Below are 25,005 nucleotides of genomic sequence, written 5' to 3' on the forward strand. Positions count from 1 at the left end.
GGAACCATGACTTCCAGCTCTCCTCGCAACGAGGAACTCTTCGACCGTGCACGCCAGCTCATGCCGGGCGGCGTCAACTCTCCCGTCCGTGCCTTCGGTTCCGTAGGCGGTACTCCACGGTTCATGGTGTCCGCCAAGGGCCCGTACCTGACGGATGCCGACGGCGCCGAGTACGTGGACCTGGTGTGCTCCTGGGGTCCCGCGCTTCTGGGACACGCCCACCCCGCCGTGCTCGAAGCAGTCCACGCCGCCGTGGACCGCGGACTCTCGTTCGGTGCCTCCACCCCGGACGAAGCCAACCTTGCCGCGATCGTGAAGGAACGCGTCCCCGCCGCCGAACGCGTCCGGATGGTTTCCACCGGCACCGAAGCCACCATGACCGCCGTCCGCCTGGCCCGCGGCTTCACCGGCCGCGACCTGATCATCAAGTTTGCCGGCTGCTACCACGGCCACCTCGACGGACTCCTCGCCGCGGCCGGATCCGGCGTGGCCACCCTGGCCCTGCCCGGATCCGCCGGGGTCACGGCCGCCACCGCCGCCGAAACCCTGGTGCTGCCGTACAACGACCTCGCCGCCGTCGAGGCCGCGTTTGCCGCGCACGGCAGCAACATCGCCGCCGTCATCACGGAGGCGGCTCCGGCCAACATGGGAGTGGTCACGCCCGGCGACGGGTTCAACGCCGGACTTTCGCGGATCACCCGTGAACACGGCGCCCTGCTCATCGTGGACGAAGTCCTGACAGGCTTCCGCACTGGGTACTCGGGCTACTGGGGCCTCACCGGCGGCGCGGCAGATGCAGCAGAGCCGTGGAGCCCGGACCTGCTCACCTTCGGCAAGGTCATCGGCGGCGGCATGCCCACGGCGGCCCTCGGCGGCCGGGCGGACATCATGGACTACCTGGCGCCGCTCGGGCCCGTGTACCAGGCGGGAACGCTGTCCGGAAACCCGGTGGCCATGGCCGCCGGTGTCGCCACCCTGACGCACGCCACCCCCGAGGTCTACTCGTTTATCGATGCACGCTCGCTGGAGCTTTCCGGGGCACTGTCCTCGGCACTGGATGCCGCCGGGGTGGACCACTCCATCCAGCGGGCCGGAAACCTCTTCTCGGTGGCCTTCGGCACCTCGGCGCGGGGCGTGCACAACTATGACGACGCCCAGGGCCAGGAAGTGTTCCGCTACGCGCCCTTCTTCCACTCGATGCTGGACTCCGGCATTTACCTGCCGCCGTCGGTCTTCGAAGCGTGGTTCCTTTCCGCGGCCCACGACGACGCCGCCATGAACCGGATCTTCGAGGCGCTCCCCGCCGCAGCGCGGGCTGCGGCGGCTGCAGAGGTGCCTGCCGGGCTGTAACGGCCCACAACAGAAATCCCCGCCTCCCGGACGAATCCCCGCTAAAAGCGAGGGGAAACGTCCGGGAGGCGGGGATTTCTTGCTAATGCTGTGGCGCGGAAGCCTTAGAAGGCCACCGTCACGTCACCGTTGGGCCATTCCTTCTCGATGAAGGCCTTGACCTCGGGGGAGTGGAGGAGCTCGTCCAGCTTCTTGATCCGGACGTCATCCTTGGAGTCTTCACGCCAGGCCAGGAAGTTGGCGTAGGGGTTGTTCTCCACGGACTCCACTGCGAGGGCGTCCTTGGTGCTCAGGCCGGCCTTCAGGATGAAGTTGCCGTTGATCAGGGCCAGGTCCACGGACGGGTCCTTGAGGTCGTTGATCAGCAGTTCGGGCTGGTTCTCCGAGAACTTCAGCTTCTTGGGGTTCTGCTCGTCGGTGAGGGTCAGCACCGAGGAATCGTCCTTGATGTCCTTGACGAGCCCGGCAACCTGGAGGACCTTGAGCGCCCGGACCTGGTTCGAGGGGTCGTTCGTGATGGCGACCTTGGCGCCTTCCTTGATGTCCTTGATGTCCTTGACCTTCTCGGAGAAGGCAGCGTAAGGCTCGATGTGGACGCCTTCGCCGTGGCCGAACTTGTAGCCCTTGGTCTTGACCTGGTCTTCGTACCAGGGGAGGTGCTGGTAGTAGTTGGCGTCCAGCGAACCGTCGCTCAGGGCGGTGTTCGGAGTCTGGTAGTCCTCGATCTCCTTGATGTCCAGCTTCAGGCCGGCCTTGGGCGCAAGGTCCTCGTTGAGGAATTCCAGGATCTTGGCCTGCGGGACCGGGCTTGCACCGACGGTCAGGGTGGCGGGCTTGGCCGGGTCAAGGGTGGTGGTTTGGGCGCTGGGGCTGGAGGAACCGCCGCAGGCCGTCAGGGCCAGGGCGGTGACAATACCGGTGGCCAGGAGGGAGAGTGATTTACGCATCGGGTGCGTTCCTTTCGAATTGCTGGGAGGCCGACGGCGGGCGTGCGCCCGGCGCTGTCTCCGGCACAGATGCAGCGGGCGGCTACCTGCTGCGGTGAAGATTGCCGTGCCCGTTGGACGACGGCTGGTTCGTGGCGTTGGCCTGGCGGTGGCGTTGGCCTAGCGGTGGTCGAGGCTGCGGGCGATCTGCTCGCCGACCAGCTGGATGACCTGAACGAGGACGATGATCAGGACGATGGTGACGATCATGACCGTGACATCGAATCGCTGGAAGCCGTAGTTGTATGCCAGCTTCCCGAGTCCGCCGCCGCCCACCAGGCCGGCCATGGCCGAGTATCCAACCAGCGTGACCACGGTGGTGGTTGTGGCGGCTACGAGGGCCGGGAGCGATTCACGCAGCATCACCTTGTTGATGACCTGCATTTTGGTGGACCCCATGACCTGGGCGGCATCGATCTTGCCATGGTGGACGTCCCGGAGGCACGTCTCCACCAGGCGGGCGAAGAAGGGGATGGTCCCAATGGACAGCGAGACTGACGCTGCGATGGGCCCAAGGCTCGTGCCGGTCAGCAGGCGGGCCAGCGGAATGAGCGCCACCATCAGGATGGCGAACGGGATGGACCGGGTGATGTTGACGATGACGTCGCTCATGATCCGGTTGGTGACGGGCATCGGACGCAATCCGCCCGGCGCCGTGACGTGCAGGAAGACGCCCAGGGGCAGGCCCACCAGCACAGTAAAGAAGGCCGAAATTCCGACCATCTGCAGTGTTTCAACGATGGCTTCGGGCAGTGCCTTCGCCAGGACGGGGTTGCTGAAGATGTCGTTCATGAGTTCCTTCCCGCCGCGTCGCCAAGCCCAGTCTTGTCCAAACCAGCCCGGTCCAAATCAGTCTCGTCCAAGTCCACGGCGTCCAGATCCACGGTGTCGCTGGCTGTTGTTTTGGTCCCTGCCAGCTTGGCGCCTATTCCGCGCTGGTGGAGGTAGGCGAGGACGGCGTCGTAATCCGCATTCTCGGCCAGCTGGACACGGAGGTGCCCGAACTGCTGGCCGCCCAGCGTCTCGACGCTTCCGGCTAGGACATTGAGGTCAATGTCGAAGTGCCGTGCAACGCCGGTGAGGACAGGTTCTTTGGCGTTGTCGCCGGCGAACAGGATTTCCAGGACCGGGCCGCCCTGCAGTGCACCCTTCAGGGGCTCCGAGGCCGGGAGCGGCAGGAGTGCCTTGGCCAGCTTGCTCTCGAGATCCCCGGCCACGTCCTTGAGCGCCCCGTGCTCGATGATGCGGCCCTTGGACAGGAGGGATACCGAGTCGCAGACACGCTTCACGACGTTCATTTCGTGAGTGATGATCAGGACCGTGAGCTGCAAACGCTTCGTGAGGTCCTGGATCAGGTCGAGGATCTCGTCCGTGGTCGCAGGGTCCAGGGCAGAGGTGGGCTCATCGCACAACAGGACGTCGGGCTCGGCGGCAAGTGCCCGGGCGATGCCCACCCGCTGGCGCTGCCCGCCGGACAGCTGGGAGGGGTAGGCATTCTCGAACCCTTCCAGGCCCACGAGGGACAGCAGGTCCGCAACCTTGGCGCGGATCTTGTCCTTCGGCGTCTTGACCAGCTCCAGGGGGTGCGCCACGTTGCCGGCCGCAGTGCGGGAGTCCATGAGGTTCGCGTGCTGGAACACCATGCCGATGCGGCGCCGGGCCGCACGGATTTCGGAGTCCCTGACGGAGCTGAGTTCCGTGCCGTCAATACTGACGGACCCCGACGTCGGACGATCCAGCAGCGTCAGGCAACGCACCAGGGTTGATTTCCCGGCGCCTGAATGGCCAATGATTCCGTGAATGGAACCTTTGGGAACGGAAAGGGTGACGCCGTCGAGGGCAACCACTTCCTTTTTCCCCTGGCGGTAGACCTTTCGCAGGTCAGTAACTGTGATCATTTATCCTCAGGAGGTTGGCCTCGGGCAGGGCATAGCACAAGCACGCTTTTGAACTTAATTATGTCAGCGGAGCCCTTGGCGAGTCACTTCCGCAGTATGTTCGGTGTAATGATCTGGCCGCCGCATTAAGTTCCGATTCGAAGCGATTGCCGCGCTGCCCGTGCGGCCGTACTGTGACAGGCAAAATTGCACCGGCTACCTGAGTCGGCCGGTAACCTTGCCGGGCACTGTGATCCTCGTCCCAGACCGTGTCCTTTTCCCGGGGTGACCGGGTTGGTACTGCGCCTAGAAGTCGCCCCCGCTGGCGTCTTCGGGCGGCAGGACCGGCCATTCGCCCTCGATCACGGCGGCGGGCTTGGTCTTGCGGAGATACGTCTGGAAGTCCGCGGCCTGGCTGGCCGCCCATCCCACCTGCAGCTGGTGGAGCTGACCGGCGGCCATGCGGAGCTTCGGGAACTTGCCGGCCATCGCGTCCAGCATTCGAAGCGTCGCGAGGGCGTCCGCTGCCGACGTGTGGGCGTTGTCGAGATTGACGTCGTACTCTTCGCAGAGTGCGGTCAGTGTCCTCTTGCCCTTGCGGTACCGGTCCACCTGCTTGTTCATGATGTACGGATCCAGGACCGGGAAGCGGTCCAGTTGCGGAATGCCGTAGCGGGCCGACTCGGCCGCCAGCACCGTGAAGTCATAGCTTGCGTTGAACGCAATAACCGGAACACCGTCGTCGAACAATCCCTGCAGCACCGAGGCGAGCTCACGGGTCACTTCCGCGGCCGGGCGGCCCTCCTGGCGGGCCCGTTCGGTGGTTACACCGTGCACCTCGCTGGCTTCGGCGGGGATCTCGATTCCGGGATCCGCGAGCCATTCATGCTCCTTGATGACGCTTCCATCGGCATCCACCACGGTGACCGACGCCGTAACGATCCTGGCGGCACGCGAGTTGCGGCCGGTGGTCTCCAGGTCGAAGGCGGCCCGGGGCCGTGTGTCCCATGTGCCGCTGGTGGTGCCGCTGCCAGTGGTGATGCTGATGCTGGTGTTCCTGGTGCTCATAGTTCAAAACTACCCGCTGCCTCTGACACTTTTGCGCCAGGCCGTGGGCGTGCCGCCCGCCGGCGGTCCGGTTGCCCCGCGGGTGGCCGCTTCCCGGGTGGCCTCCCACACGTGCCGCCTCGCGGATGCCGGGGAACCGCTACGCTGGATTCATGCGCACGGAGTATGTCGAGGCGGTACTGTCCGTGGTTCAACTGGTTCCCACGGGATCAGCTGTGGCATATGGCGACGTTGCCGAGCTCCTTGGTTCCGGCGGTGCGCGGCAGGTGGGCGCGGTGATGAGCCACCACGGCAGCGCCGTCCCCTGGTGGCGGGTCCTGAGGGCGAGCGGCGAAGCACCGCAGGGACTTGAAGCCGAGGCCCTGACCTACTATCTCCGGGAAGGCACCCCGCTCCTGGGCCGCTACCTGGATTTCGTCCGGACCGGCGAAGGGCGGTGGCGCGTTGACCTTGCGGAAGCGCGCTGGGCGCCCTTGGACAGTGACTTCGACCTCATTGACCTGATTGCAGAGCGGCTGGAGCGGCGGCTCCATAAAATGTCAGCCCCCAATGATGAAATGACTGTGTGACACTTACCAACGACTCCCCTGAAATTCAGTCGGGACAGCGGATTCAGTCGGGACAGGGGATCCAGTCCGGGCGGGCAGACGGATCAACAGGCCGGATAACGGTCGGCAGGCCCGCTGGAACGGCAGCCGGACTGAGGCTCCTTCCACCCAGGCAGGTCCTCAACGTCGTTCCGGTCTTGTCACCGGACCAGCAGGCGGCCGTGGATGTCCCGCAGGGGTCCGGTCCGGTTCTGGTACCGGGTGCCCCGGGCACCGGAAAATCCACCGTCCTCATTGAAGTGGCCGTGCGCCGGGCCGAGCGCGACGGCGTGGATCCCGAAAGAATGCTGGTGCTGGCGCCGAGCCGCCTCGCAGCCGACTCCCTCAGGGACCGCTTTACGGCCCGGCTCAACCGCAGCCTCAGTACGACGCCGGCACGCACCTGGGCATCGTATGCCTTCGATCTGATCCGGCGTGCCAAAGCGGAAGGCATCCTTCCGCTGCCGCGACCGCCGCGGCTGCTTTCAGGGCCCGAGCAGGACCTCATCATCAAGGAATTGCTTGAAGGCCACGCCCTTCCTGGCCTTGAACTGCCCTGGCCGGAAGACCTGGGCGCCGCACTGGAAACCCGTGGCTTCCGCCACGAGGTACGCCAGCTCTTTGACCGGATCATTGAGTCCGGCCGGACGCCCGACGACCTGGTGGAGCTGGCCGGACAGTGCAACCGTCCGGACTGGATCGCTGCGGCGGCGCTGTATGCGGAGTACCGCGACGTCCTGGACCTGCGCATGCCGGAGGCCTTCGACCCCGCGGGAATCATCACGGCGGCACGCCAGATCTTCCAGGACTCGCCCGAATTCCTGGCCGCCGAGCGGGAACGCCTGCAGCTGATTCTGGTGGACGACATCCAGGAAGCCAACCCGGCAGTGTTCGAGCTGCTGGCCGATATCGCGGCAGGCAAGGATGTCTATGTGACGTCGTCCCCGGACACCGTTGTCCAGGGATTCCGCGGCGCCAGGCCCGACCTCACGGCAGAATTGCCGCACCTGCTGGCTCCCGCCGGCGCACCCGGCGAGGGCCTCCGGGAACCTTCGGCCGCTGACACAGTCCTGGAACGCCCGCTCCGGGTGACGCACCGCCACGCTCCCGCCGTCGCCCGGGCCTGGCTTGAGGTGGCGGCACGCATCTCACAACGTGCGGGTGGCCGCTCGGCCCGCAGGCTGGAAAGCGCCGAACCCGCCGGCGGCCAGCGGCAGCAGGGCCAGCAGAATGGTGCCCCTGTCCGTGGTGATGTGGAGGGACACGTCCTCCCTTCTCCGGTCCAGGAGCTGCGCTATGTGGCGCAGCGCATCCTCGATGCGCACCTTAGCCAGGGCCGGGAGCTTGGCGACATCGCGGTGATTGTGCGGAACGGCGGGCAGCTGAACCAACTGCAGCGCCACCTGGCCGGCCACGGCATTCCAGTGCGGGTTCCCGTGGCCGAATCCGCGGTCCGGGATGAAGTGGCAGTGCGGCCGCTGCTTGATGCCTACGCCGTGGCGCTGGATCCTGCCGCGCTGACCCCGGAGTCGGCTGTGGCGCTGCTGACGTCCCGGATCGGCGGAGCGACCTCCATCGAATTGCGCCGCCTGCGCCAGTCCCTGCGCCGCGAGGAGATCCTCGGCGGCGGCGGCCGCACCAGTGATGCACTGCTCGTCGAGTCGCTGCTGGAACCGGGCGCGCTGGCCACTACGGGTATCGAAGGCCGCTCTGCCCGCCGTGTCGCGCGCATGATCGAGGCCGGTCGGGTGGCGGCGGCAGCGCCGGGCGGAAACGCGGAAACAGTGCTCTGGGCGCTCTGGAACTCCACCGGACTTGCCGCACGCTGGACCGACGCGGCATTGACCGGCGGCGCAGCAGGGGCCAGGGCTGACCGCGACCTGGACGCCATGATGGCGCTGTTCCACACTGCCGAACGCTACGTGGACCAGTTGCCAGGGTCAGGCCCGGATCAGTTCCTGGAGTATCTGCTCAGCCAGGAGCTGCCCATGGACACCCTGGCGGCCCGGGCGCAGCTGGAGGACGCGGTGGAACTCATGACGCCGGCGAGTGCTGCCGGACGTGAATGGCCCGTCGTCATTATTTCCGGCCTGCAGGAGGGGGTGTGGCCCAACACCAGGCTCCGCGGGGAGCTCCTGGGCAGCACGCTGTTCGCTGACGCCGTTGAGCACGGGGTGGAACACGCCCTGCAGCTGGGGCCCATCAGCAGGCTGCGCGAAATCCGGTACGACGAACTCCGCAGCTTCTCCACGGCAGTCTCCCGGGCACGGGAAGTGCTGATCTGCACGGCTGTGTCGTCGGAGGACGAACAGCCCTCCTCCTTCCTGGACTACGTGGCCCCGCTGCGTCCCGGGCAGGATAGGCGCACCTTCACCCCGGTGGAGCGGCCCATGACCCTCCGTGCCCTTGTGGCCGAACTTCGGCAGCACGCGCAACTGGACGGGAAGTCCGTCGCCGAATCCGTCGAGGCCGCCAGGGTCCTTGCGCGGCTGGCCGTGGCCGAACCATCCGTGCCCGGCGCCGATCCCGACTCCTGGTGGGGGCTCGCCCCGCTGTCTTCGGGGGAGCGGATTGTCCCGGCGGGGGGAACTGTGTTCGTCTCGCCGTCCAAGGTGGAGACGGTCCAAAAGTCGCCGCTCGACTGGTTCATTCAGGCTGCCGGCGGAGAAGCGGCCACCGACTTTGCCAGGAGCCTGGGCACGCTGGTCCACGCCATCGCGCAGGACCTGCCGGATGCGTCGGGATCGGAATACGTTGCCGAGCTGGTCCGGCGATGGCCCGCGCTGGGCATGAAGGACAACTGGGAGGGCAAGCTGGATTTCCAGCGCGCCGGGGGCATGGTCCGGAAGCTGGCCCAGTACATCCTGGTCATGCGCAGTGAAGGCAGGAGCCTTGTCGGTGTCGAGCGGGACTTCGAAGTGAAACTGGCGGATATCGTGGACGTTCCGCAGCCGGGACAGCCGGGACAGCCGGGGCAGCCGGCCGAAACGGCCGCTGACCCTGAGACCAGGTCCGCTGTTCTCCGCGGACAAGTCGACCGGCTGGAAATCGATGCCGAAGGGCGGCTGGTGATCGTGGACCTCAAGACCGGCAAGCGCCAGCCGTCGAAAGCTGATCTCGCGCGCCACCCGCAGCTGGGTTCCTACCAGGCTGCGGTACTGGCCGGAGGGTTCGTGGAAGCGGGCACGGTGGCCCTTCAGCCGGGCGGCGTACAGCCGGGCGGGGCCGTGCTTGCCCAGCTTGGCACGGGCAACAAGGGCCCCGGCATCCAGGTCCAGGAGCCGCTGGACAGCTCCGAGAACAACTGGGCCCTGGACATGGTGAACGAGGCCGCACGGCTTATGTCCGGCAGCGTTTTTGAAGCCCGCCACGATCCGGCCAAGTCAGGCCACGGCGGCCACGGCTGCCGGTTGCCTGAGGTCTGTCCCCTTTGCCTTCGCGGAAAGCAGGTTACTGAATGACGACGCCCCCTGACGTACCGGCGCCGCGGTTCTCCCCTGAAGAGCTGACTGCCATGCTGGGCGAACGCAACAGTCCCACGGCGGAGCAGTCCGCCATCATATCGTCGCCACTCACGCCGCGACTGGTCATTGCAGGGGCCGGATCCGGCAAGACCGCCACCATGGCAGACCGCGTTGTGTGGCTCGTTGCCAACGGATGGGTCAGGCCCGAAGAAGTCCTGGGGGTGACGTTCACGCGCAAGGCGGCCGGTGAGCTGGCAAGCCGGATCCGGGCCAAGCTGGCGGCCCTGCAGCGGATTGCCGCGGAGGACACCGAACACCGGATATTCCCGGCAGGCCTGCTGAGCGAGGATGCCCTGGAACCCAAGGTTTCCACGTATCACTCGTACGCCAGCGGGATCGTGTCCGACTACGGTCTCCGGCTCGGTGTCGAACGTGATGTTGTCCTGCTGGGCGGAGCACAGGCCTGGCAGTTGGCCAGCGAAGTCGTCGAGGCTTTCGACGGCGAATACGAGCACTTCCGTGCTGCCAAGTCCACTCTGGTGAAAGCCGTCATCCAGCTGGCTGGCGAGTGCGCTGAACACCTGCGGGATCCCGCCGAGGTGCAGGAATGGCTGATGGGGCGCGTCGCCGAATTTGAAGCCCTGCCCTATGTGGCCGGAGCCAAGAAAAACCCCACCCAGGCCGCCGGGGAACTCGGCGCCATGCTGCGCACCAGGGCCAGCGTCGCCGAGATGGTGGGACGGTACGCGGACGCGAAGCGGGTCCGGGGCGCGCTGGACTTCGGCGACCTCGTGGCGCTTGCCGCGCGGGTGGCCAGCGAGATCCCGCTGGCCGCCGAAGTGGAACGCCAGCGGTTCAAAGTGGTGCTGCTAGACGAATTCCAGGACACCTCGCACGCCCAGCTCGTGCTGTTCTCCAGGCTCTTCGGCGGCGGCCATGCCGTGACAGCGGTAGGTGACCCGAACCAGTCCATCTACGGCTTCCGGGGAGCGTCTGCCGGCCAGCTGTTCCATTTTGTTCGTGAATTCCCCGTCCGGGTCGGGGAATCTTTCGCGGTGGCACCCACCTCCTACCTGACAACCGCGTGGCGCAACGGACGCAACATCCTGTCCGCCGCCAATGTCATTTCGGCACCACTTAGCGCTGCGGCCATTCAAGCCGGGCCTGCGGGGGAGCGGGACGCGGCGGACTCCGTGGAGGTTCCGCCGCTGCAGCCCAGTCCCGCGGCGGCTCAGGGAAAGGTGGTCATCGGTCGCTTTGCAACGGACGAGGACGAGGCCAAGGCCATCGCGGCGGACGTCCTGCGGTATCGCGTCACGGATTTCGAAGACAACGATGGAACAGACCGGATACCTCCGGCGATGGCCGTTCTCTGCCGCCGTCGCGCCCAGATGGAATGCATCCGGCGTGAATTCGAAGTGCGCGGCATACCCTACGAAATCGTGGGCCTCGGCGGACTCCTGGACACCCCGGAAATTGTTGACCTGGTCGCCACGCTGCGGGTGCTCGCCGATCCCGGCCGTTCGGACTCGCTCATGCGCCTCCTGGCCGGAGCGCGCTGGCGGATAGGACCGGCCGACCTCATGGCCTTCCGGGACTGGTCTTCATTCCTTGCCCGCCGCAGGGTACACCCGGGGCAGGGTGCCGATGAAGGTGATGATGCCGATGCCGCCGTCATCGAAAGCGACATCACCGATTCGGCAAGCCTGGTGGAAGCCTTGGACTGGCTTCCGCGGGAAGGCTGGACGTCGGCCCACGGCCGGACGCTGAGCCCGGAGGCACTCAACCGGCTGCACGCCCTCTCGGCCGAGCTCCGGCAGCTCCGGGGATTCATGGGTGACGACCTCACTACCCTGCTGGGCGAGGTGGAACGGGCCATGCTCCTGGATATCGAAGTAGCGGCCCGTCCCGGCATCAGCATCCATCAGGCCCGGAGAAACCTGGATGCATTCCATGATGCCGCGGCAGGATTCCTCCACACTTCCCACCGGGTGGATGTCCTGGCGTTCCTGGCCTGGCTGGAGGCCGCGGCCACGGAGGAGGGCGGGCTGGACGTCGCCGCTCCGGAAGTTAACCATGAAGCCGTCCAGCTGCTGACGGTGCATGCGTCCAAGGGCCTGGAGTGGGACGTCGTGTTCGTTCCCGGACTGAACGCGGGAGCGTTTCCCAGCAGCCGCGATTCGCGCTGGAGCAGCGGCAGTGCCGCCCTGCCCTGGCCCCTGCGGGGTGACCGTGCCGACCTGCCGCAATGGGACCTGGACCAACCGGATCAAAAAGGCTGGCTGGATGCAGAAAAAGACTTCAAAGCGGACGTCCAGGCGCACGGTGAAGCCGAGGAGCGCAGGCTGGCCTACGTGGCTTACACCCGGGCGAAATACGTGCTGTGGGTATCCAGCGCGGCCTGGGTGGGCTCCCGGGCCGGTATGGCGGAGATGTCGCCGTTCCTTTCCGAGCTGGGGCCCCTGGCGGGTGTCGTGACAGGCAGCGGCGGCCCGGCCGGGGCGGCCCGGGAGCCCGCCGCAGGTCCGGCGGACGATGCGGCGGAACATGCCGCCGTCGTGCATTCCGCGTCGGTGGAGGAATCGTCACTGCCGGTGGAAAGCCCGCTGACCCAGGACCTGGAACTGGCACTGTGGCCGTACGACCCGCTGGAAGGGCCTGCTGATCCGCGCACGGGGGCCCGGCTGAGGCTGGTGCCGGGACGGCGGGCGGCGATGGAAACGGCCGCCGGAAGGGTCCGCGAGGCCATGGCAGTTGGCCCGGCGTGGGACGCTGAAGGACCCGCAGCAGGGGAGGGGCCACGTCAGCTCCGGAGCGTTGCGGCCAACTGGGCGCAGGAGGCGGCCCTGTTGCTGGAACGCCGCTACCGCAGGGCTGCAGTGCAGGATGTCCACTTGCCCGGCCACATCTCTGCGTCAACGTTCGTGGACCTGGGCGATGATCCCGGATCGGTCCTTGCACGGCTGCGGCGTCCCGTTCCCAGGGAGCCAGGCATGTCCGCCCGCAAGGGCACGGCTTTCCACGCCTGGGTGGAAGAGTACTTCGGCAAAGCAGGCATGCTGGAACTGGAGGAGGCGCCGGGCTCGGACAACCATATTGACGAGGCGTACGGGCTGGACTCCATGGTGGAGACGTTCCGGAATTCGGAGTGGGCACACCGCGCCCCGGCCCATGTGGAGGTTCCGGTGGAAACGCGCATCGGAGACGTTGTGGTGCGCGGCCGGATCGATGCCGTGTTCCGGGACGCCGACGGGCGCTGGGACCTGGTGGACTGGAAGACGGGCCGCCGTCCCGCTGCCGGGCAGCTGAAGGTTAAAGCCGTCCAGCTGGCCGTCTACCGGCTTGCCTGGGCCCGGCTCAAGGGAGTGCCGCTCGACAATGTCCGGGCCGCGTTCTACTACGTGGGGGAAAACCAGGTGGTCCGCCCCCACGACCTCGGCACGGCGGAGCAGTTGGAGGATATCGTGACGGCTGCCCTGGGCGGAACCACCGCCCTGGCGAAAGCATCCGGATCGGCTAATGGGACTTTGCGTCCACAATCGTAATAGCGGCGGTGGACGTGTCGTCCGCGGCCGGCGGGTCATGGGGCGTGGTTTCCCCTCCGGCGTTGGCAGCCTGTCCGGCTTCGCCGTTCTTGGCTGGACCGGAGGCGTCGGCGGTGGCGGGCTGTTCGGCCGGGATCGGTGTCACATGGACCGAAGGCACAGCCCCGGCACCGGCAGGGGCGGCCTGCGGAACGGGTTCCACGTGCACGGCAGGGACGGCCTGCGGCAAGGGCTCCACGCTGATGGGCTGGCCGCCGTGCTCGGCGATGTCCTCGGCAAGCGAGGCCAGCATTTCTTCAGCTTCGCCGATCATGGACTCGTTTCCGGCGGCCAGGCCCTTGACCAGGTACTGGGCCAGCGCGAACTCGGCGGAAAGCGCGGCGCGGCGCAGCAGGTGGGCATCCGGCGCATCCCGGCGGCCGGACGTATAGTGGCTCAGCACGGCGTCCACGAAGCCCTGTTCGTTGGAGGCCACCAGCCAGGCCATGTCGTCCGCGGGGTCGCCGATACGCAAATCGGTCCAGCCCGTTACAGCCGTCACCCGGTTCCCCTCAACCAGGATGTTGTCCTCATGCAGGTCGCCATGGACAACGCAGGGATTGAAACGCCAGAGCGAGACGTCTTCCAGTGCATGTTCCCAACGTCGCAGGAGCACGGGAGGGATCTTCCCTGTGGTGGCCGCCTGGTCGAGTTCGTTGAGCCTGCGCTGCCGGAACTCATTGGGTGTATAGCTGGGCAGGTCGGCATTACTGACCAAAGTCCGCGGAAGGTCGTGAATGGCGGCCAGTGCCGCGCCTATTTCCTTCGCCAGGGCTTCCGGTCCGGCCGTCAGTTCTTCGACGCTGCGGGTGGTGCCCGCCAGGTGCGAGTACACAAAGGTGCTGAGTGCACCCTGACGGACGGTGCCCGCCACCGTGGGCATCAGAAAGGGCAGTTCGGCCCTGATTCCGGGAGCAAAGGCGCGGAGCACCATGAACTCGGTTTCCAGGCGGGTGCTGGCCTCGGCGTGCCGGGGTGAACGCACCCGCCACTGCTTTCCCTCGGAGTCCAGCAGAAGGGCCGAATCGAAGTCCGCCGGATCGTCGGGCGCGGAACTCACGGCGGTGGGCGTCAGTCCGGGGACTGCCGCAGTTGCTACAGCTGCCAGTTCGATCGGTTTTCTTCTCACCCATCCACGGTAGATTGACTGGCGCCCAAGATGGCGATGTACTACGGCGAGTCTTCAGATCGTGACTAATCCACTTGCCAAAGCAGTGTCCGGAACACTGCAGCGGGGGCCCTCTGCGGCCGGAGCAAAATGTCAATTGTCAGCCGGAGTCAGTACGGTGGGTACATGAGTCTTGCGGAGTCACCGGCATCCCAAAATAAGGCGGAACCAACAAGGGGAGCGCAGGGTGCGGCCCCCGGCGGTACGCCTCCGCTGAAGCGGCTGCCGGCGAACCACCTTATGGACACTGTCCTGCCGGTCCGTCCTGCCCTCATTGACAGGGGATCCGGCGCCAGGATGAAGCCGGGCATGGTGGACTCGGTGGTCAATTCCGGCCGGGCGCTGGCCATGGTCCTCTCACACCGCCAGGCTCTGGTCTGCGGCGACAGCCTCCTGCTGACGGACGCCGCCGGACTCGCGGCGAGCCTGGGCGAGGCCGGATCGCCCCCGGCCATGACCATCTACCTCGGCTCCGCCCTCGCCGGCTCGCACCTGGACGAAGGGACGGAAATCGTCCTTTTTGTCCTGGAGGAGCCTTTTGAGGTCCGGGCGGAGCAGTTTGAACGCGGCATCGCCGGAATACCCTCGGATGCCGTGTGGACGGGATTCCGGGACGTGGCTGCCCGCCTGAATGCCACCGACACCGCCCTCTTCATCGAAGCCAGCGCAATCGCCAACTGGCATGCCACGCACGTTCACTGTCCGCGGTGCGGCGCCGCGACGCTCGTTGAGGCCGGGGGATGGGTCCGCAGGTGTCCTGCCGACAACTCCGAGCACTACCCCCGGACGGATCCGGCCATCATCGTGACGGTGGTCGGCCCGGATGACCGGCTCCTGCTCGGTGGCGGCGGCCCCCTCGACGCGAAGAACTATTCCACCCTGGCCGGGTTCGTGGAGCCGGGCGAGTCCCTGGAGCAGGCGGTTGTCCGGGAAATCCAGGAAGAAGTGGGGGTGCGGATCACCGCCACCCAGTATCTGGGGTCCCAGTCCTGGCCCTTCCCCGCATCGCTGATGCTGGGGTTCACCGCCCGGACGGAGGACACCGAGGCAATGCCCGACGGCGTGGAGGTCACCCGGGCGCGCTGGTTCAGCCGTGCGGAACTTCAGGCGGCCTTGCTGAGCGGGGAAATCGTCATTTCCAGCAGGCTGTCCATTGCCCGGTCCTTGATTGAGCACTGGTACGGCGGCGTCATCCAGGACCGTCCCGCCGACGAATGACCTCCGGCCACAGCGGACCTTCACAAGACATCACCGATCGACCCAGCACCAAATGACATGAGCAGCAAGTGACAACTGAGAATTTTGAACGCACCGCCCAGGGCGACACCGCTTTCCCCGAGCCCGCAGCGCAGGACAACCGTTCCCTGGAGGACCGTATCCTCGGCGGACTGGACGACGAGCAGCGGGAAGTCGCGAGCACGCTGAACGGTCCCCTGTGCGTGCTCGCGGGTGCCGGCACCGGCAAGACGCGTGCCATCACGCACCGGATTGCCTACGGCGTGCACTCAGGCGTTTACAGCCCGCAGAGGCTGCTGGCCGTGACCTTCACCGCGCGCGCTGCAGCGGAGATGCGGAGCCGGCTGCGGGACCTCGGGGTCGGCAACGTCCAGGCACGGACTTTCCACGCCGCCGCGCTGAGGCAGCTGCAGTTCTTCTGGCCGCAGGCTGTGGGCGGTGCGCTGCCAAACCTCCTGGACCACAAGGCGCAGATGATCGCCGAAGCCGCCCGCCGCCTGAGGCTCAGCACGGACCGGGCGTCCATCCGGGATTTGGCTTCGGAGATCGAGTGGGCCAAGGTGTCCATGCTGACGCCGGCGAACTACCTCGAGAACGCACAGGGCCGCGGCAACCCGGGCGGATTCGACCTCACGGCCGTGGCCCGGGTGTTCCAGTCCTACGAGGACATCAAGACGGACCGCAACGTCATCGATTTCGAGGACGTCCTGCTGATCACTGCCGGGATACTGCAGGAGGACCCGAAGGTGGCAGCCACGGTCCGCGAACAGTACCGGCACTTCGTAGTGGACGAATACCAGGACGTTTCGCCGTTGCAGCAGCGGCTCCTGGAACTCTGGCTGGGCGGACGCGACGAACTGTGCGTTGTGGGCGACGCCAGTCAGACCATCTATTCGTTCACCGGCGCCTCTCCCAAGCACCTGCTCGGTTTCAAGGCCATGTATCCGGGCGCCAACGTCGTCAAGCTGATCAGAGATTACCGCTCCACGCCGCAGGTGGTCAAACTGGCGAACGACCTCCTCGCGGGCCGGCGCAGCGGAGGCTCCGTGGCGGACGCCGCATGGGCGGCACCGCTCAAACTGGTGGCTCAACGGCAGCCCGGGCCGGCGCCGCAGTTCACCGAATGCGCGGACGACGAAGCCGAGGCCGCCACCGTTGCGATCAAGATCCGTGAATTGCTCGACGCCGGTACACCGGCCAGTGAGATAGCCGTCCTGTTCCGCACGAACGGGCAATCCGAGGCATACGAACAGGCTCTGGCATCGGCCGGAATCGGGTATCAGCTGCGCGGCGGAGAGCGGTTCTTCGCCCGCAAGGAAGTCCGGGACGCGATCCTCCAGCTCAGGGCCGCCACCCGTGCTGCTGCCGAAACCGCGGAGCCCGGGCCATTGGGCCAACTGGTCCGGGACATCGTCGCATCCCTTGGATACACGGAGTCCGCCCCGCACAACGGCGGAGCGCTGCGGGAACGCTGGGAATCGCTGGCCGCGCTGGTTGCGCTGGCCGATGAGCTGGTGCTCAGCCGGGGTCCGCAGTTCACGCTCTCGGATTTTGTCAACGAACTGCAGGAACGATCGCTCGCCCAGCATGCCCCGACCGTGCAAGGAGTGACCCTGGCGTCGCTGCACGCCGCCAAAGGCCTCGAGTGGGACGCGGTCTTCCTTGTGGGTCTCTGCGAAGGCCTCATGCCGATTTCGTTCGCCGACTCCCCGGAAGACGTGGATGAGGAACGCCGGCTGCTCTACGTGGGCATCACCAGGGCACGGGAGCACCTGTCCCTTTCCTGGTCGCTGGCACGGACCCCCGGCGGAAGGGCCAACCGGAAGCCGTCCCGCTTCCTGGACGGCCTGCGGCCGGACTCGGTGGCCACTTCGACGGCGCGCGGCAAGGGGCCCGCCCCGCGGCGGAAGGCGGCAGCTCCTGCGATGTGCCGGGTCTGCGGAAGCATGCTGTCCAGCGGCGCTGAACGCAAGGTGGGCCGTTGCAGCCAATGCCCGCCGAGCTACGAGGAACAGACCTTCGACGCGCTGCGCCAGTGGCGGAAGGACGTGGCCCTGGCCGCCGAGGTTCCAGCCTTCGTGGTGTTCACTGATGCGACGCTGACCGCCATCGCCGAGGCGCGGCCGGCCTCCCTCGAAGAATTGGCCCAGCTGGCCGGAATCGGGCCCTCGAAACTGGAAAAGTACGGCGAAGCCGTGCTCGAAGTCCTCACGGAAAGCAGCAGCGCCTGATGGCCGGCGGAGCCCCGCCCCGGGCGATTCCGCTGACCACCCCCGATGGTGCGCCGGTGGTCGTCCGCCGCTCCGCCCGCCGTCGCCGGACCGTGGCTGCGTTCTGGGAAAACGGAACGGCCGTGGTGGCCATCCCGGCGCACTTCACCAAAGGCCAGGAAAGCGAATGGGTCCACCGGATGCTGGAGAAGCTCCGGTTGCAGGGTGTCCGGCGGTCGCGCGGTGAGGGGCGGCGCAGGCCGGCCACGGATGCCGCCCTGGCCGCGCATGCAGCCGAACTGTCGGCGAAGTACCTTGGCGGACGCTCCGTGCCGTCGTCCGTGCGGTGGGTGAGCAACCAGAACTCCCGCTGGGGTTCCGCCACTCCCGCCGACGGGACCATCAGGCTCTCGGACAAACTGCGGACCATGCCGCAGTGGGTCATCGACTATGTGCTGCTGCACGAACTGGCGCATCTGCTCGTCGCCGGACACAATGCCGCGTTCTGGCGACTCCTGGAGGCTTACCCCGAAACCCGGCGGGCCAAGGCGTTCCTTGAAGGCGTAGCGTTCGCCACGTCGCGGGGAATGTCGCCGGACGTCGAAGGACAAAGCTCGAGCACCGACGAATCCCACGGTCCGTCAGTGCTCGGCTAGCTGCCCCAAAGCCGGCGGGGTCAGGCCTTCGGCGTCCCGCCGTCGTCGTCCTTGCCTGGGCCGGGGCTACCGTCGTCGGAGTCGGAGTCGGAGCCGGAGCCTTCGCCGCCGGACGCCTTTTCGTCCTCGGCTGGTTCGTCGAATCCGCCGTTCAACAGCTTCTGCAGCGCGTCGTCCACCTCGGTGTCGCTCGCTTCGGCGAGCTTGCGCCGTGCACTGAACCCCTGGGGATCATCCAGGTCCTCGCCCGTGGGCAGGAGGTCGGGGTGGTGCCAGATGGCGTCCCTGCCCTCGGTGCCGCGTTCTTCCTTGAGGGAGGCCCAGAGTGCGGCAGCCTCGCGCAAACGGCGGGGACGCAGCTCCAGTCCCACCAGGGACGAGAAGGCGTGCTCGGCCGGGCCGCCCGTGGCACGGCGGCGGCGCACCGTCTCGCGCAGCGCCGATGCCGAGGGCAGGAACTTCTCTGTGGCTGCTGCGGTCAGCTCGTCCACCCAGCCTTCGACCAGGGCCAGTGCCGTTTCGAGTTTCTCCAGTGCCTGTTCCTGGGCGGGGGTCCGCTGGGGCATAAACACGCCCTGCGACAGCGCCTCCTGGATGCCTTCGGGGTTGCTGGGGTCGATCTCCCGGGCCAGTTCCTCAATCTTGGACGTGTCAATGTGGATGCCCCGGGCGTAGGCCTCGATGGCTCCGAGGAGGTGGCCGCGTAGCCAGGGCACCTGGACGAAGAGCCGGGCATGCGCCGCTTCCCGCACCGCAAGGAAAAGCCGGATGTCGTTCTCGGGCAGGCTCAGGCCTTCGCCGAACTTTGCCACGTTGGCCGGGAGCAGTGCCATTTCGAGGTCGGCCAGCGGAACCCCGATGTCCGTTGAACTGACCACTTCCGCGGACAGGGCACCGATGGCCTGGCCGAGCTGCATGCCGAAGATGGCCCCGCCCATGTTCTGCAGCATGGAGGAAGCTCCGCCCATCATGGACTTCATTTCCTCGGGCATCTGCTCGGACATGGCTGTGGACAGCGCATTCGCAATGCTGTTCGCCACCGGCTCAGTGAGCCGCTTCCAGGTGCCGAGCGTCTCCTCGACCCACTCGGCGCGGGACCATGCCCGGCCGATCAGGCCGGTCGCGGGGAGCTCAGTGACCTGGTCAAGCCACAGCTCGGCCAGGCGCAGTGCCTCATCGATCTCGCGGGACTGCTGCGCCGTCACCGAAGGGTCGGATCCGCTTGCGGCAACCCGCCGCGCGTTGTCGTGGGCGAGCTGCCAGTTCACGGGCCCTTCGGAGGGCGCGCTCATCATGGCCTGCACCTGCGAGAACATCTGGGCCAGGAGGTTCGGATCGTCCGGAAGCCCGGCAGCCTTGGCCAGTTCAGCGGGGTCTATGTCACCCATGCCCTTGCCACCCATGAGGTTTTGTAGCATTTCCGCAAGCGGATCCTTAGGGGTGTCGTCGTCCCCATTGGACGGATTGAGTGGGTTGGAGGTCATGATCCCGCCGATCGTCGGTGTGACTGTTGATCACCTTCACGGTACCCCGCGGCCTTGGCGGCTGTCTGCCGAATCCGGCCCCGTTCGCTGTCGGCAAAGAGCGGCGCCGCCCGCTCAACGCGTAGTGTTAGTCATCGGAATATTTGCAGGCTGCCGTCAGTGCGAGCCGGTTCAGCCACGGGGCCGCGTCAGCGGGCGCAGGTACGGAGAGGTCCTTCATTGACAATCACTCAGGGCGACCAGGTTCCAGGGGATCCTGCGGAACCGGGAAGCGGCAGCGGGACGACCCGCGGCAGGCTGTCCCGCCGGCCGACGTCCCGCCGTGCCAAAGCAGGCGACAACCGCTACCCCGCAATGGTGGCTTCCGGTTTGCTCGCTCTTGCGCTGGGCATCACCGCAGCCAGCCTTCCCGTGCCGTACGTCGTTGAATCACCGGGGCCCACCTTCAACACCCTGGCCAATGACAACGGCAAGCCGGTCATCAGCGTGACCGGCCGCGAAACGTTTCCGGCCAAGGGGAACCTGGACCTCACCACTGTCTACGTCGACGGCGGCCCCAACGGCCCGGTCAGCGTCTTCGAAGCGTTTTCGGCGTGGCTGGACAAATCCAAGGCGGTCTATCCGGAGGAGCTCATCTTCCCCACCGGGGTGACGAAGGAGGAGTCCCAGCAGGAGAGCGCAGTGGCCATGACCACGTCCCAGGAGAACGCCACGGCTTCCGCCCTGAAGGAACTCGATATTCCGTTCGAACAGAAACTGCGGGTGGCAGACCTTGCGGATCAGTCGGCGTCCGCCGGCAAGCTGCAGGCCGGCGATGTCTTCTCCACCGTGAACGGCAAACCCGTGACGTCGCTCAGCGTCGTGCAGGAGGAACTCGCCGCCGGAAAGGGAAAGCCTGCCACCGTCGTCGTCACCCGTGACGGGTCGCAGGTCACGGAGTCCATCACCCCGAAGGAGAACGCCGCCGGAAAATTCATCCTCGGCGTGCTGCTGCAGTACGAATTCAAGTTCCCTTTTGACGTCAAGATTTCCCTCGAAAAAGTGGGCGGCCCCAGCGCGGGCATGATGTTCGCCCTGGGCATCATCGACACCGTCACCCCGGGGGACCTGACCGGCGGTAAACACATCGCCGGGACGGGCACCATCACGCCCGACGGCGTCGTGGGATCCATCGGCGGGATCGGGCAGAAGATGTACGGGGCCAGGGCGGACGGTGCGGAGGTGTTCCTTGCTCCGGCTGCCAACTGCGGGGAAGTGGTGGGACACATTCCGGACGGGTTGCAGGTGGTCAAAGTCGAGAACCTGGCCGAGGCCAGGGAAGCCGTTGCCGTGATCGGTTCTGGCGGCGACACATCCGGGCTTCCCTCGTGCACCAGCAACTAGACTAATTGCAGGAACTAAGCACCACCGCCACTCGTGGCACTAATGACTGCCGTTCATCCCAAGTCCGGGGTGTGACGGCGGTCCGAGCATCACGCACCCTGAGTTTTGACAAAACCAGTAACTGACGACCAGCTATGAGGTACCGAGTTTGTCCCGTCCCGCCAGCTCCACTCCGCCCGGAAGACCCCAGCCAAGGCGAGGTGCCTTGACGCCGACGTTGATCGTCGTAGCACTGGTTGTGGTCGGATTCATCTTCTTCGCCAATGTTTGGACCGATGTCCTCTGGTACCAGCAGCTTGGGTTCTTTGAAGTCTTCCTCACGGAGAACCTGGCACGCATCATCATCTTCCTGGTCGCCTTCGCGCTCATGTTCGCTGCGATGTTCTATGCCATCCGGATCGCCTACCACGCCCGTCCCGTCTATGCCCCGGATTCGGAGATCAGGGACAACCTGAACCGCTACCAGGCGCAGCTCGAACCGGTTCGCCGGGTGGTCATGGTCGGCCTGCCGATACTCTTCGGCCTGTTCGCCGGAAGCGCCGCCGCCAGCCAGTGGCAGAAAGTGCTGCTCTTCCTGAACCAGGAACCGTTCGGGCAGAACGACCCGCAGTTCAACCTCGACATCAGCTTCTACCTGATGACCCTGCCGTTCTTCGGCTTCGTCACGGGCTTCCTCATCAGCGTGGTGGTGGTAGCCGGCATCGCGGGAATCCTGACGCATTATCTCTACGGCAGCATCCGGATCATGGAACGCGGCATCTTCACCAGCCGCGCGGCCCAGATCCACCTTGCCGTGACGGGCGCGGCCTTCCTGCTGCTCCTCGGAGTGAACTTCTGGCTGGACCGCTACTCCGCGGTGCAGAACAGCAACGGTCGCTGGTCCGGCGCCCTCTATACGGATGTCAACGCCGTCATCCCCACCAAGTCCATCCTGGCTGTCGCCGCCGCGCTGGTGGCCATCCTGTTCATCGTCGCTGCCGTCATCGGCAAATGGCGCCTGCCCGTCATCGGCACGGCCATGCTGGTCATTACGTCCATCCTTGCCGGCGGTGTCTACCCGTGGGTCATCCAGCAGTTCCAGGTGCGCCCGTCCGAGCAGACCCTTGAGAAGCCGTTCATCGAACGGAACATCAGCATGACCCGTGCAGCCTACGGCCTGGATAAAATCCAAGCGGAACGGTACAACGCCACCACCACCGCCACCACGGGCGCCCTGGCGCCGGATGCACAAACGACTGCGAATATCCGGCTCCTGGACCCGAACCTGATTTCGGACGCGTTTTCCCAGCTGGAGCAGTACCGTCCCTACTACCAGTTCCCGAGCGCACTCAACGTGGACCGGTACGAAGTCGACGGCAAGGTCCAGGACACGGTGATCGCAGTCCGTGAACTCAACCCGGACGGGCTCAGCGCCAACCAGCAGTCCTGGCTGAACCGGCACGTGGTCTACACGCACGGCTATGGCGTGGTCGCGGCCAAGGGCAACAAGTTCACCGCGGACGGCAAACCCGAGTTCCTTCAGGCCGGCATTCCGTCCACCGGTGTCCTCGGCAACGACACGACCTACCAGCCCCGGATCTACTTCGGCGAGAACTCGCCGGAATACTCGATCGTCGGAGCCCCGAAGGGCTCGCCGAACCGCGAGCAGGACCGTCCGGCGGGCAAGGAAGGCGACGGCGAAACGCAGTACACCTTCACCGGCAACGGCGGCCCGAACGTCGGCAGCTTCTTCAACAAGGTCCTGTACGCCATCAAGTTCCAGTCCTCAGATCTCCTGCTGTCCGACGGCGTGAACGCCGAGTCGCAGATCCTCTACGACCGCAACCCGCGGGACCGCGTGGAAAAGGTCGCCCCGTACCTCACGGTCGACGGCAACGCGTATCCGGCTGTTGTGGACGGCCGGGTGAAGTGGATCGTGGACGGCTACACCACCAGCCAGTACTTCCCCTATTCCCAGCAGGAACAGCTGTCGTCGGCCACCGCCGATTCCCAGACGACGGCGGGACGCACCGTCGCCCTGCCCAACAGTTCGGTGAACTACATCCGGAACTCCGTCAAGGCAACTGTTGATGCCTATGACGGCTCCGTGACGCTGTACGCCTGGGACGACCAGGACCCGGTGCTGAAGGCCTGGCAGAACGTCTTCCCGACGTCCCTGAAGCCCTTCTCCGAGATGTCCGGGGCACTCATGAGCCACGTCCGCTACCCGGAGGACCTGTTCAAGGTGCAGCGCGAACTGCTGGGCCGCTACCACGTCACCCAGGCGGACAACTTCTACACGAACAACGACGCGTGGTCCGTCCCTAACGATCCCACCGTCAGTGATGCGGTCAAGCAGCCGCCGTTCTACATGTCGCTCCAGATGCCGGACCAGGACAAGCCCGCTTTCCAGCTCACGTCGTCGTTCATTCCCCAGGTAGTCAACGGCACAGCGCGAAACGTGCTCTATGGCTTCCTGGCCGCGGACTCCGATGCCGGCAACCAGAAGGGTGTGAAAGCGGAAAGCTACGGCCAGCTCAGGCTCCTGCAGATCCCGCCGGAAGCCCAGGTTCCCGGCCCCGGCCAGGCGCAGAACAAGTTCAACTCGGATCCCACGGTGTCCCAGGCCTTGAACCTGCTCCGTCAGGGCGCGTCTGACGTCCTCAACGGCAACCTCCTCACCCTCCCGGTGGGCGGCGGCTTGCTGTACGTGCAGCCTGTCTACCTGCGGTCCACGGGCGAAACGTCCTATCCAACGCTGCAGCGCGTGCTGGTGGCGTTCGGCGACAAGATCGGCTTTGCCCCCACCCTTGACCAGGCATTGAACCAGTTGTTCGGCGGAGACTCCGGCGCCTCGGCCGGTGATTCAGCCAACAACGGCCAGACCCCTCCCGCCACCGGAGGCGGCACCCCGCCCGCCACCGGCGGAACCGACGCCAAGGCGGAACTGAAGGCTGCATTGGACGAGGCCAACGCTGCCATCAAGGCGGGCCAGGAAGCCCTCGCGAAGGGTGACTTCGCCGCCTACGGAGAGCAGCAGAAGAAGCTGTCCGCGGCACTGCAGAAGGCGATCGACGCCGAAGCGAAGCTCGGTGCCGAAAGTGCTTCACCCACCCCGTCACCCACGGCAACCCCCTCGGCCGCGGCGACGCCGTCGCCCTCGGCAAGTAACTGATCAGGCGCCGCGCAGGCTCCCGATAGCCTGCAGGCACGGCAGAGGCCGGCTTCCCTTCCGCGAGGACGGGGAAGCCGGCCTCTGCCGTGTCAGGCCCTGTGGCGTATTCACCCTGTGCCGTATCCACCCTGTGCCGTAGAGGCCGGTTTTGGCAGGTTCGCAGCGGCCGACCGCTCCCGAGACGCAGATCACGTCGCCTCAATTTGGTCTGAAGTTCACCGGCGGGTAATGTTGTTCTTGCGACGCGGGGTGGAGCAGTTCGGTAGCTCGCTGGGCTCATAACCCAGAGGTCACAGGTTCAAATCCTGTCCCCGCAACTGAAGGAAAGGCCCGGAATTCCCGAGAGGGAATCCGGGCCTTTTGCTTTGCCCGGCTCATTTTGCTTTGCCCCGGATCCCGGGGGCGGCGCCGGGGGAGTGGTCGGAGCGGCCGTAAAAGTAGGGTAGTGTTGATCTAGCGACGCGGGGTGGAGCAGTTCGGTAGCTCGCTGGGCTCATAACCCAGAGGTCACAGGTTCAAATCCTGTCCCCGCAACCATGGAAGAGGTCCTGACCGGCAGATATGCCGGTCAGGGCCTTTTTTCTTTGTCCCCGGGTCACCAACTACTAGCATTTCCTAGTATTCTCGTTCGCGGGGGCTACGTCCTACGGTGCCAGTGGCTGTTCAACGACGATCACCGCATTGGCAGGCCGGCGCCGCCAGGAAACGGATCCTATGTTGCGGGGGATGACCACCGGCCCGTCAGGGTTCGCTCTTCCGCTGTTCATGATTCAAGCTATTAAGGCGCACTTAACCCGG

The 25,005-nt window shown here is 66.2% G+C and carries 15 protein-coding genes and 2 tRNA genes; 11 read left to right on the forward strand and 6 right to left on the reverse strand.

From position 1 onward, the window contains the following. Positions 1 to 6: 6 nt before the first annotated feature. Positions 7 to 1,350: a glutamate-1-semialdehyde 2,1-aminomutase gene (gene hemL / locus PV761_RS06700; RefSeq protein ID WP_028272595.1), complete on the forward strand. Its 1,344-nt coding sequence runs from the start codon at positions 7 to 9 to the stop codon at positions 1,348 to 1,350. A 104-nt stretch (positions 1,351 to 1,454) separates the two neighbouring features. Here hemL and PV761_RS06705 read toward each other — a convergent pair whose 3' ends face one another. The 4 genes from PV761_RS06705 to PV761_RS06720 form a co-directional block, all read right to left on the reverse strand. Beyond that, a complete protein-coding gene (locus PV761_RS06705; RefSeq protein ID WP_028272596.1) occupies positions 1,455 to 2,297 on the reverse strand; it encodes a MetQ/NlpA family ABC transporter substrate-binding protein in 843 nt (280 codons plus the stop codon). A gap of 159 nt (positions 2,298 to 2,456) precedes the next feature. Beyond that, on the reverse strand, positions 2,457 to 3,128 hold the full coding sequence (locus PV761_RS06710) for a methionine ABC transporter permease (protein WP_028272597.1): 672 nt from the start codon (positions 3,126 to 3,128) through the stop codon (positions 2,457 to 2,459). After that, a complete protein-coding gene (locus tag PV761_RS06715; protein WP_347895367.1) occupies positions 3,125 to 4,234 on the reverse strand; it encodes an ATP-binding cassette domain-containing protein in 1,110 nt (369 codons plus the stop codon). The genes PV761_RS06710 and PV761_RS06715 overlap by 4 nt, the downstream gene beginning before the upstream one ends. 285 nt (positions 4,235 to 4,519) lie before the next feature. Further along, positions 4,520 to 5,281, reverse strand: a complete 762-nt coding sequence (locus PV761_RS06720; RefSeq protein WP_051629069.1) for a 3'-5' exonuclease — start codon at positions 5,279 to 5,281, stop codon at positions 4,520 to 4,522. A 152-nt stretch (positions 5,282 to 5,433) separates the two neighbouring features. Here PV761_RS06720 and PV761_RS06725 point away from each other — a divergent pair, with 152 nt between their 5' ends. The 3 genes from PV761_RS06725 to PV761_RS06735 all read left to right on the forward strand — a co-directional run bounded on the left by PV761_RS06725 (position 5,434) and on the right by PV761_RS06735 (position 12,877). Continuing rightward, positions 5,434 to 5,850 (forward strand): MGMT family protein, encoded by a 417-nt coding sequence (locus tag PV761_RS06725; RefSeq protein ID WP_028272599.1) that lies wholly within the window; start codon positions 5,434 to 5,436, stop codon positions 5,848 to 5,850. Between the two features lie 131 nt (positions 5,851 to 5,981). Then, a complete protein-coding gene (locus PV761_RS06730; RefSeq protein WP_347895472.1) occupies positions 5,982 to 9,329 on the forward strand; it encodes an ATP-dependent DNA helicase in 3,348 nt (1,115 codons plus the stop codon). Further along, a complete protein-coding gene (locus PV761_RS06735; protein WP_347895370.1) occupies positions 9,326 to 12,877 on the forward strand; it encodes an ATP-dependent DNA helicase in 3,552 nt (1,183 codons plus the stop codon). Before PV761_RS06730 ends, PV761_RS06735 begins: the two co-directional genes overlap by 4 nt. On the opposite strand, the gene PV761_RS06740 is transcribed toward PV761_RS06735, so the two are convergent. Beyond that, entirely contained in the window at positions 12,849 to 14,045 is a 1,197-nt protein-coding gene (locus PV761_RS06740; RefSeq protein ID WP_347895372.1) for a macrolide 2'-phosphotransferase, read from the reverse strand. The two genes, PV761_RS06735 and PV761_RS06740, sit on opposite strands and share 29 nt — an antisense overlap. 279 nt (positions 14,046 to 14,324) lie before the next feature. On the opposite strand from PV761_RS06740, the gene nudC reads away from it, so the two are divergent. The 3 genes from nudC to PV761_RS06755 all read left to right on the forward strand — a co-directional run bounded on the left by nudC (position 14,325) and on the right by PV761_RS06755 (position 18,186). Further along, positions 14,325 to 15,302, forward strand: a complete 978-nt coding sequence (gene nudC / locus PV761_RS06745) for an NAD(+) diphosphatase (protein ID WP_347895374.1) — start codon at positions 14,325 to 14,327, stop codon at positions 15,300 to 15,302. Between the two features lie 146 nt (positions 15,303 to 15,448). Then, entirely contained in the window at positions 15,449 to 17,551 is a 2,103-nt protein-coding gene (locus tag PV761_RS06750; protein WP_347895474.1) for an ATP-dependent DNA helicase UvrD2, read from the forward strand. Further along, positions 17,551 to 18,186, forward strand: coding sequence for a M48 family metallopeptidase (locus PV761_RS06755; RefSeq protein ID WP_347895376.1), 636 nt, complete (start codon positions 17,551 to 17,553; stop codon positions 18,184 to 18,186). Before PV761_RS06750 ends, PV761_RS06755 begins: the two co-directional genes overlap by 1 nt. 20 nt (positions 18,187 to 18,206) lie before the next feature. Here the strand turns inward: PV761_RS06755 and PV761_RS06760 are convergent, their stop codons facing one another. Then, on the reverse strand, positions 18,207 to 19,670 hold the full coding sequence (locus PV761_RS06760) for a zinc-dependent metalloprotease (protein ID WP_347895378.1): 1,464 nt from the start codon (positions 19,668 to 19,670) through the stop codon (positions 18,207 to 18,209). A gap of 219 nt (positions 19,671 to 19,889) precedes the next feature. On the opposite strand from PV761_RS06760, the gene PV761_RS06765 reads away from it, so the two are divergent. From PV761_RS06765 to PV761_RS06780, 4 genes are all read left to right on the forward strand, one after another. After that, complete coding sequence (locus PV761_RS06765) at positions 19,890 to 21,053, forward strand: S16 family serine protease (protein ID WP_347895380.1); 1,164 nt, start codon at positions 19,890 to 19,892, stop codon at positions 21,051 to 21,053. A gap of 148 nt (positions 21,054 to 21,201) precedes the next feature. Next, the gene (locus PV761_RS06770; protein WP_347895382.1) at positions 21,202 to 24,207 is read left to right on the forward strand and encodes a UPF0182 family protein; all 3,006 of its coding nucleotides are present in this window, start codon (positions 21,202 to 21,204) and stop codon (positions 24,205 to 24,207) included. A 243-nt stretch (positions 24,208 to 24,450) separates the two neighbouring features. Further along, positions 24,451 to 24,524, forward strand: a tRNA-Met gene (locus PV761_RS06775). A 143-nt stretch (positions 24,525 to 24,667) separates the two neighbouring features. Beyond that, positions 24,668 to 24,744, forward strand: a tRNA-Met gene (locus PV761_RS06780). Positions 24,745 to 25,005 lie beyond the last annotated feature (261 nt).

It is taken from the genome of Arthrobacter sp. CC3, assembly GCF_039907775.1.
Lineage (GTDB): Bacteria > Actinomycetota > Actinomycetes > Actinomycetales > Micrococcaceae > Arthrobacter.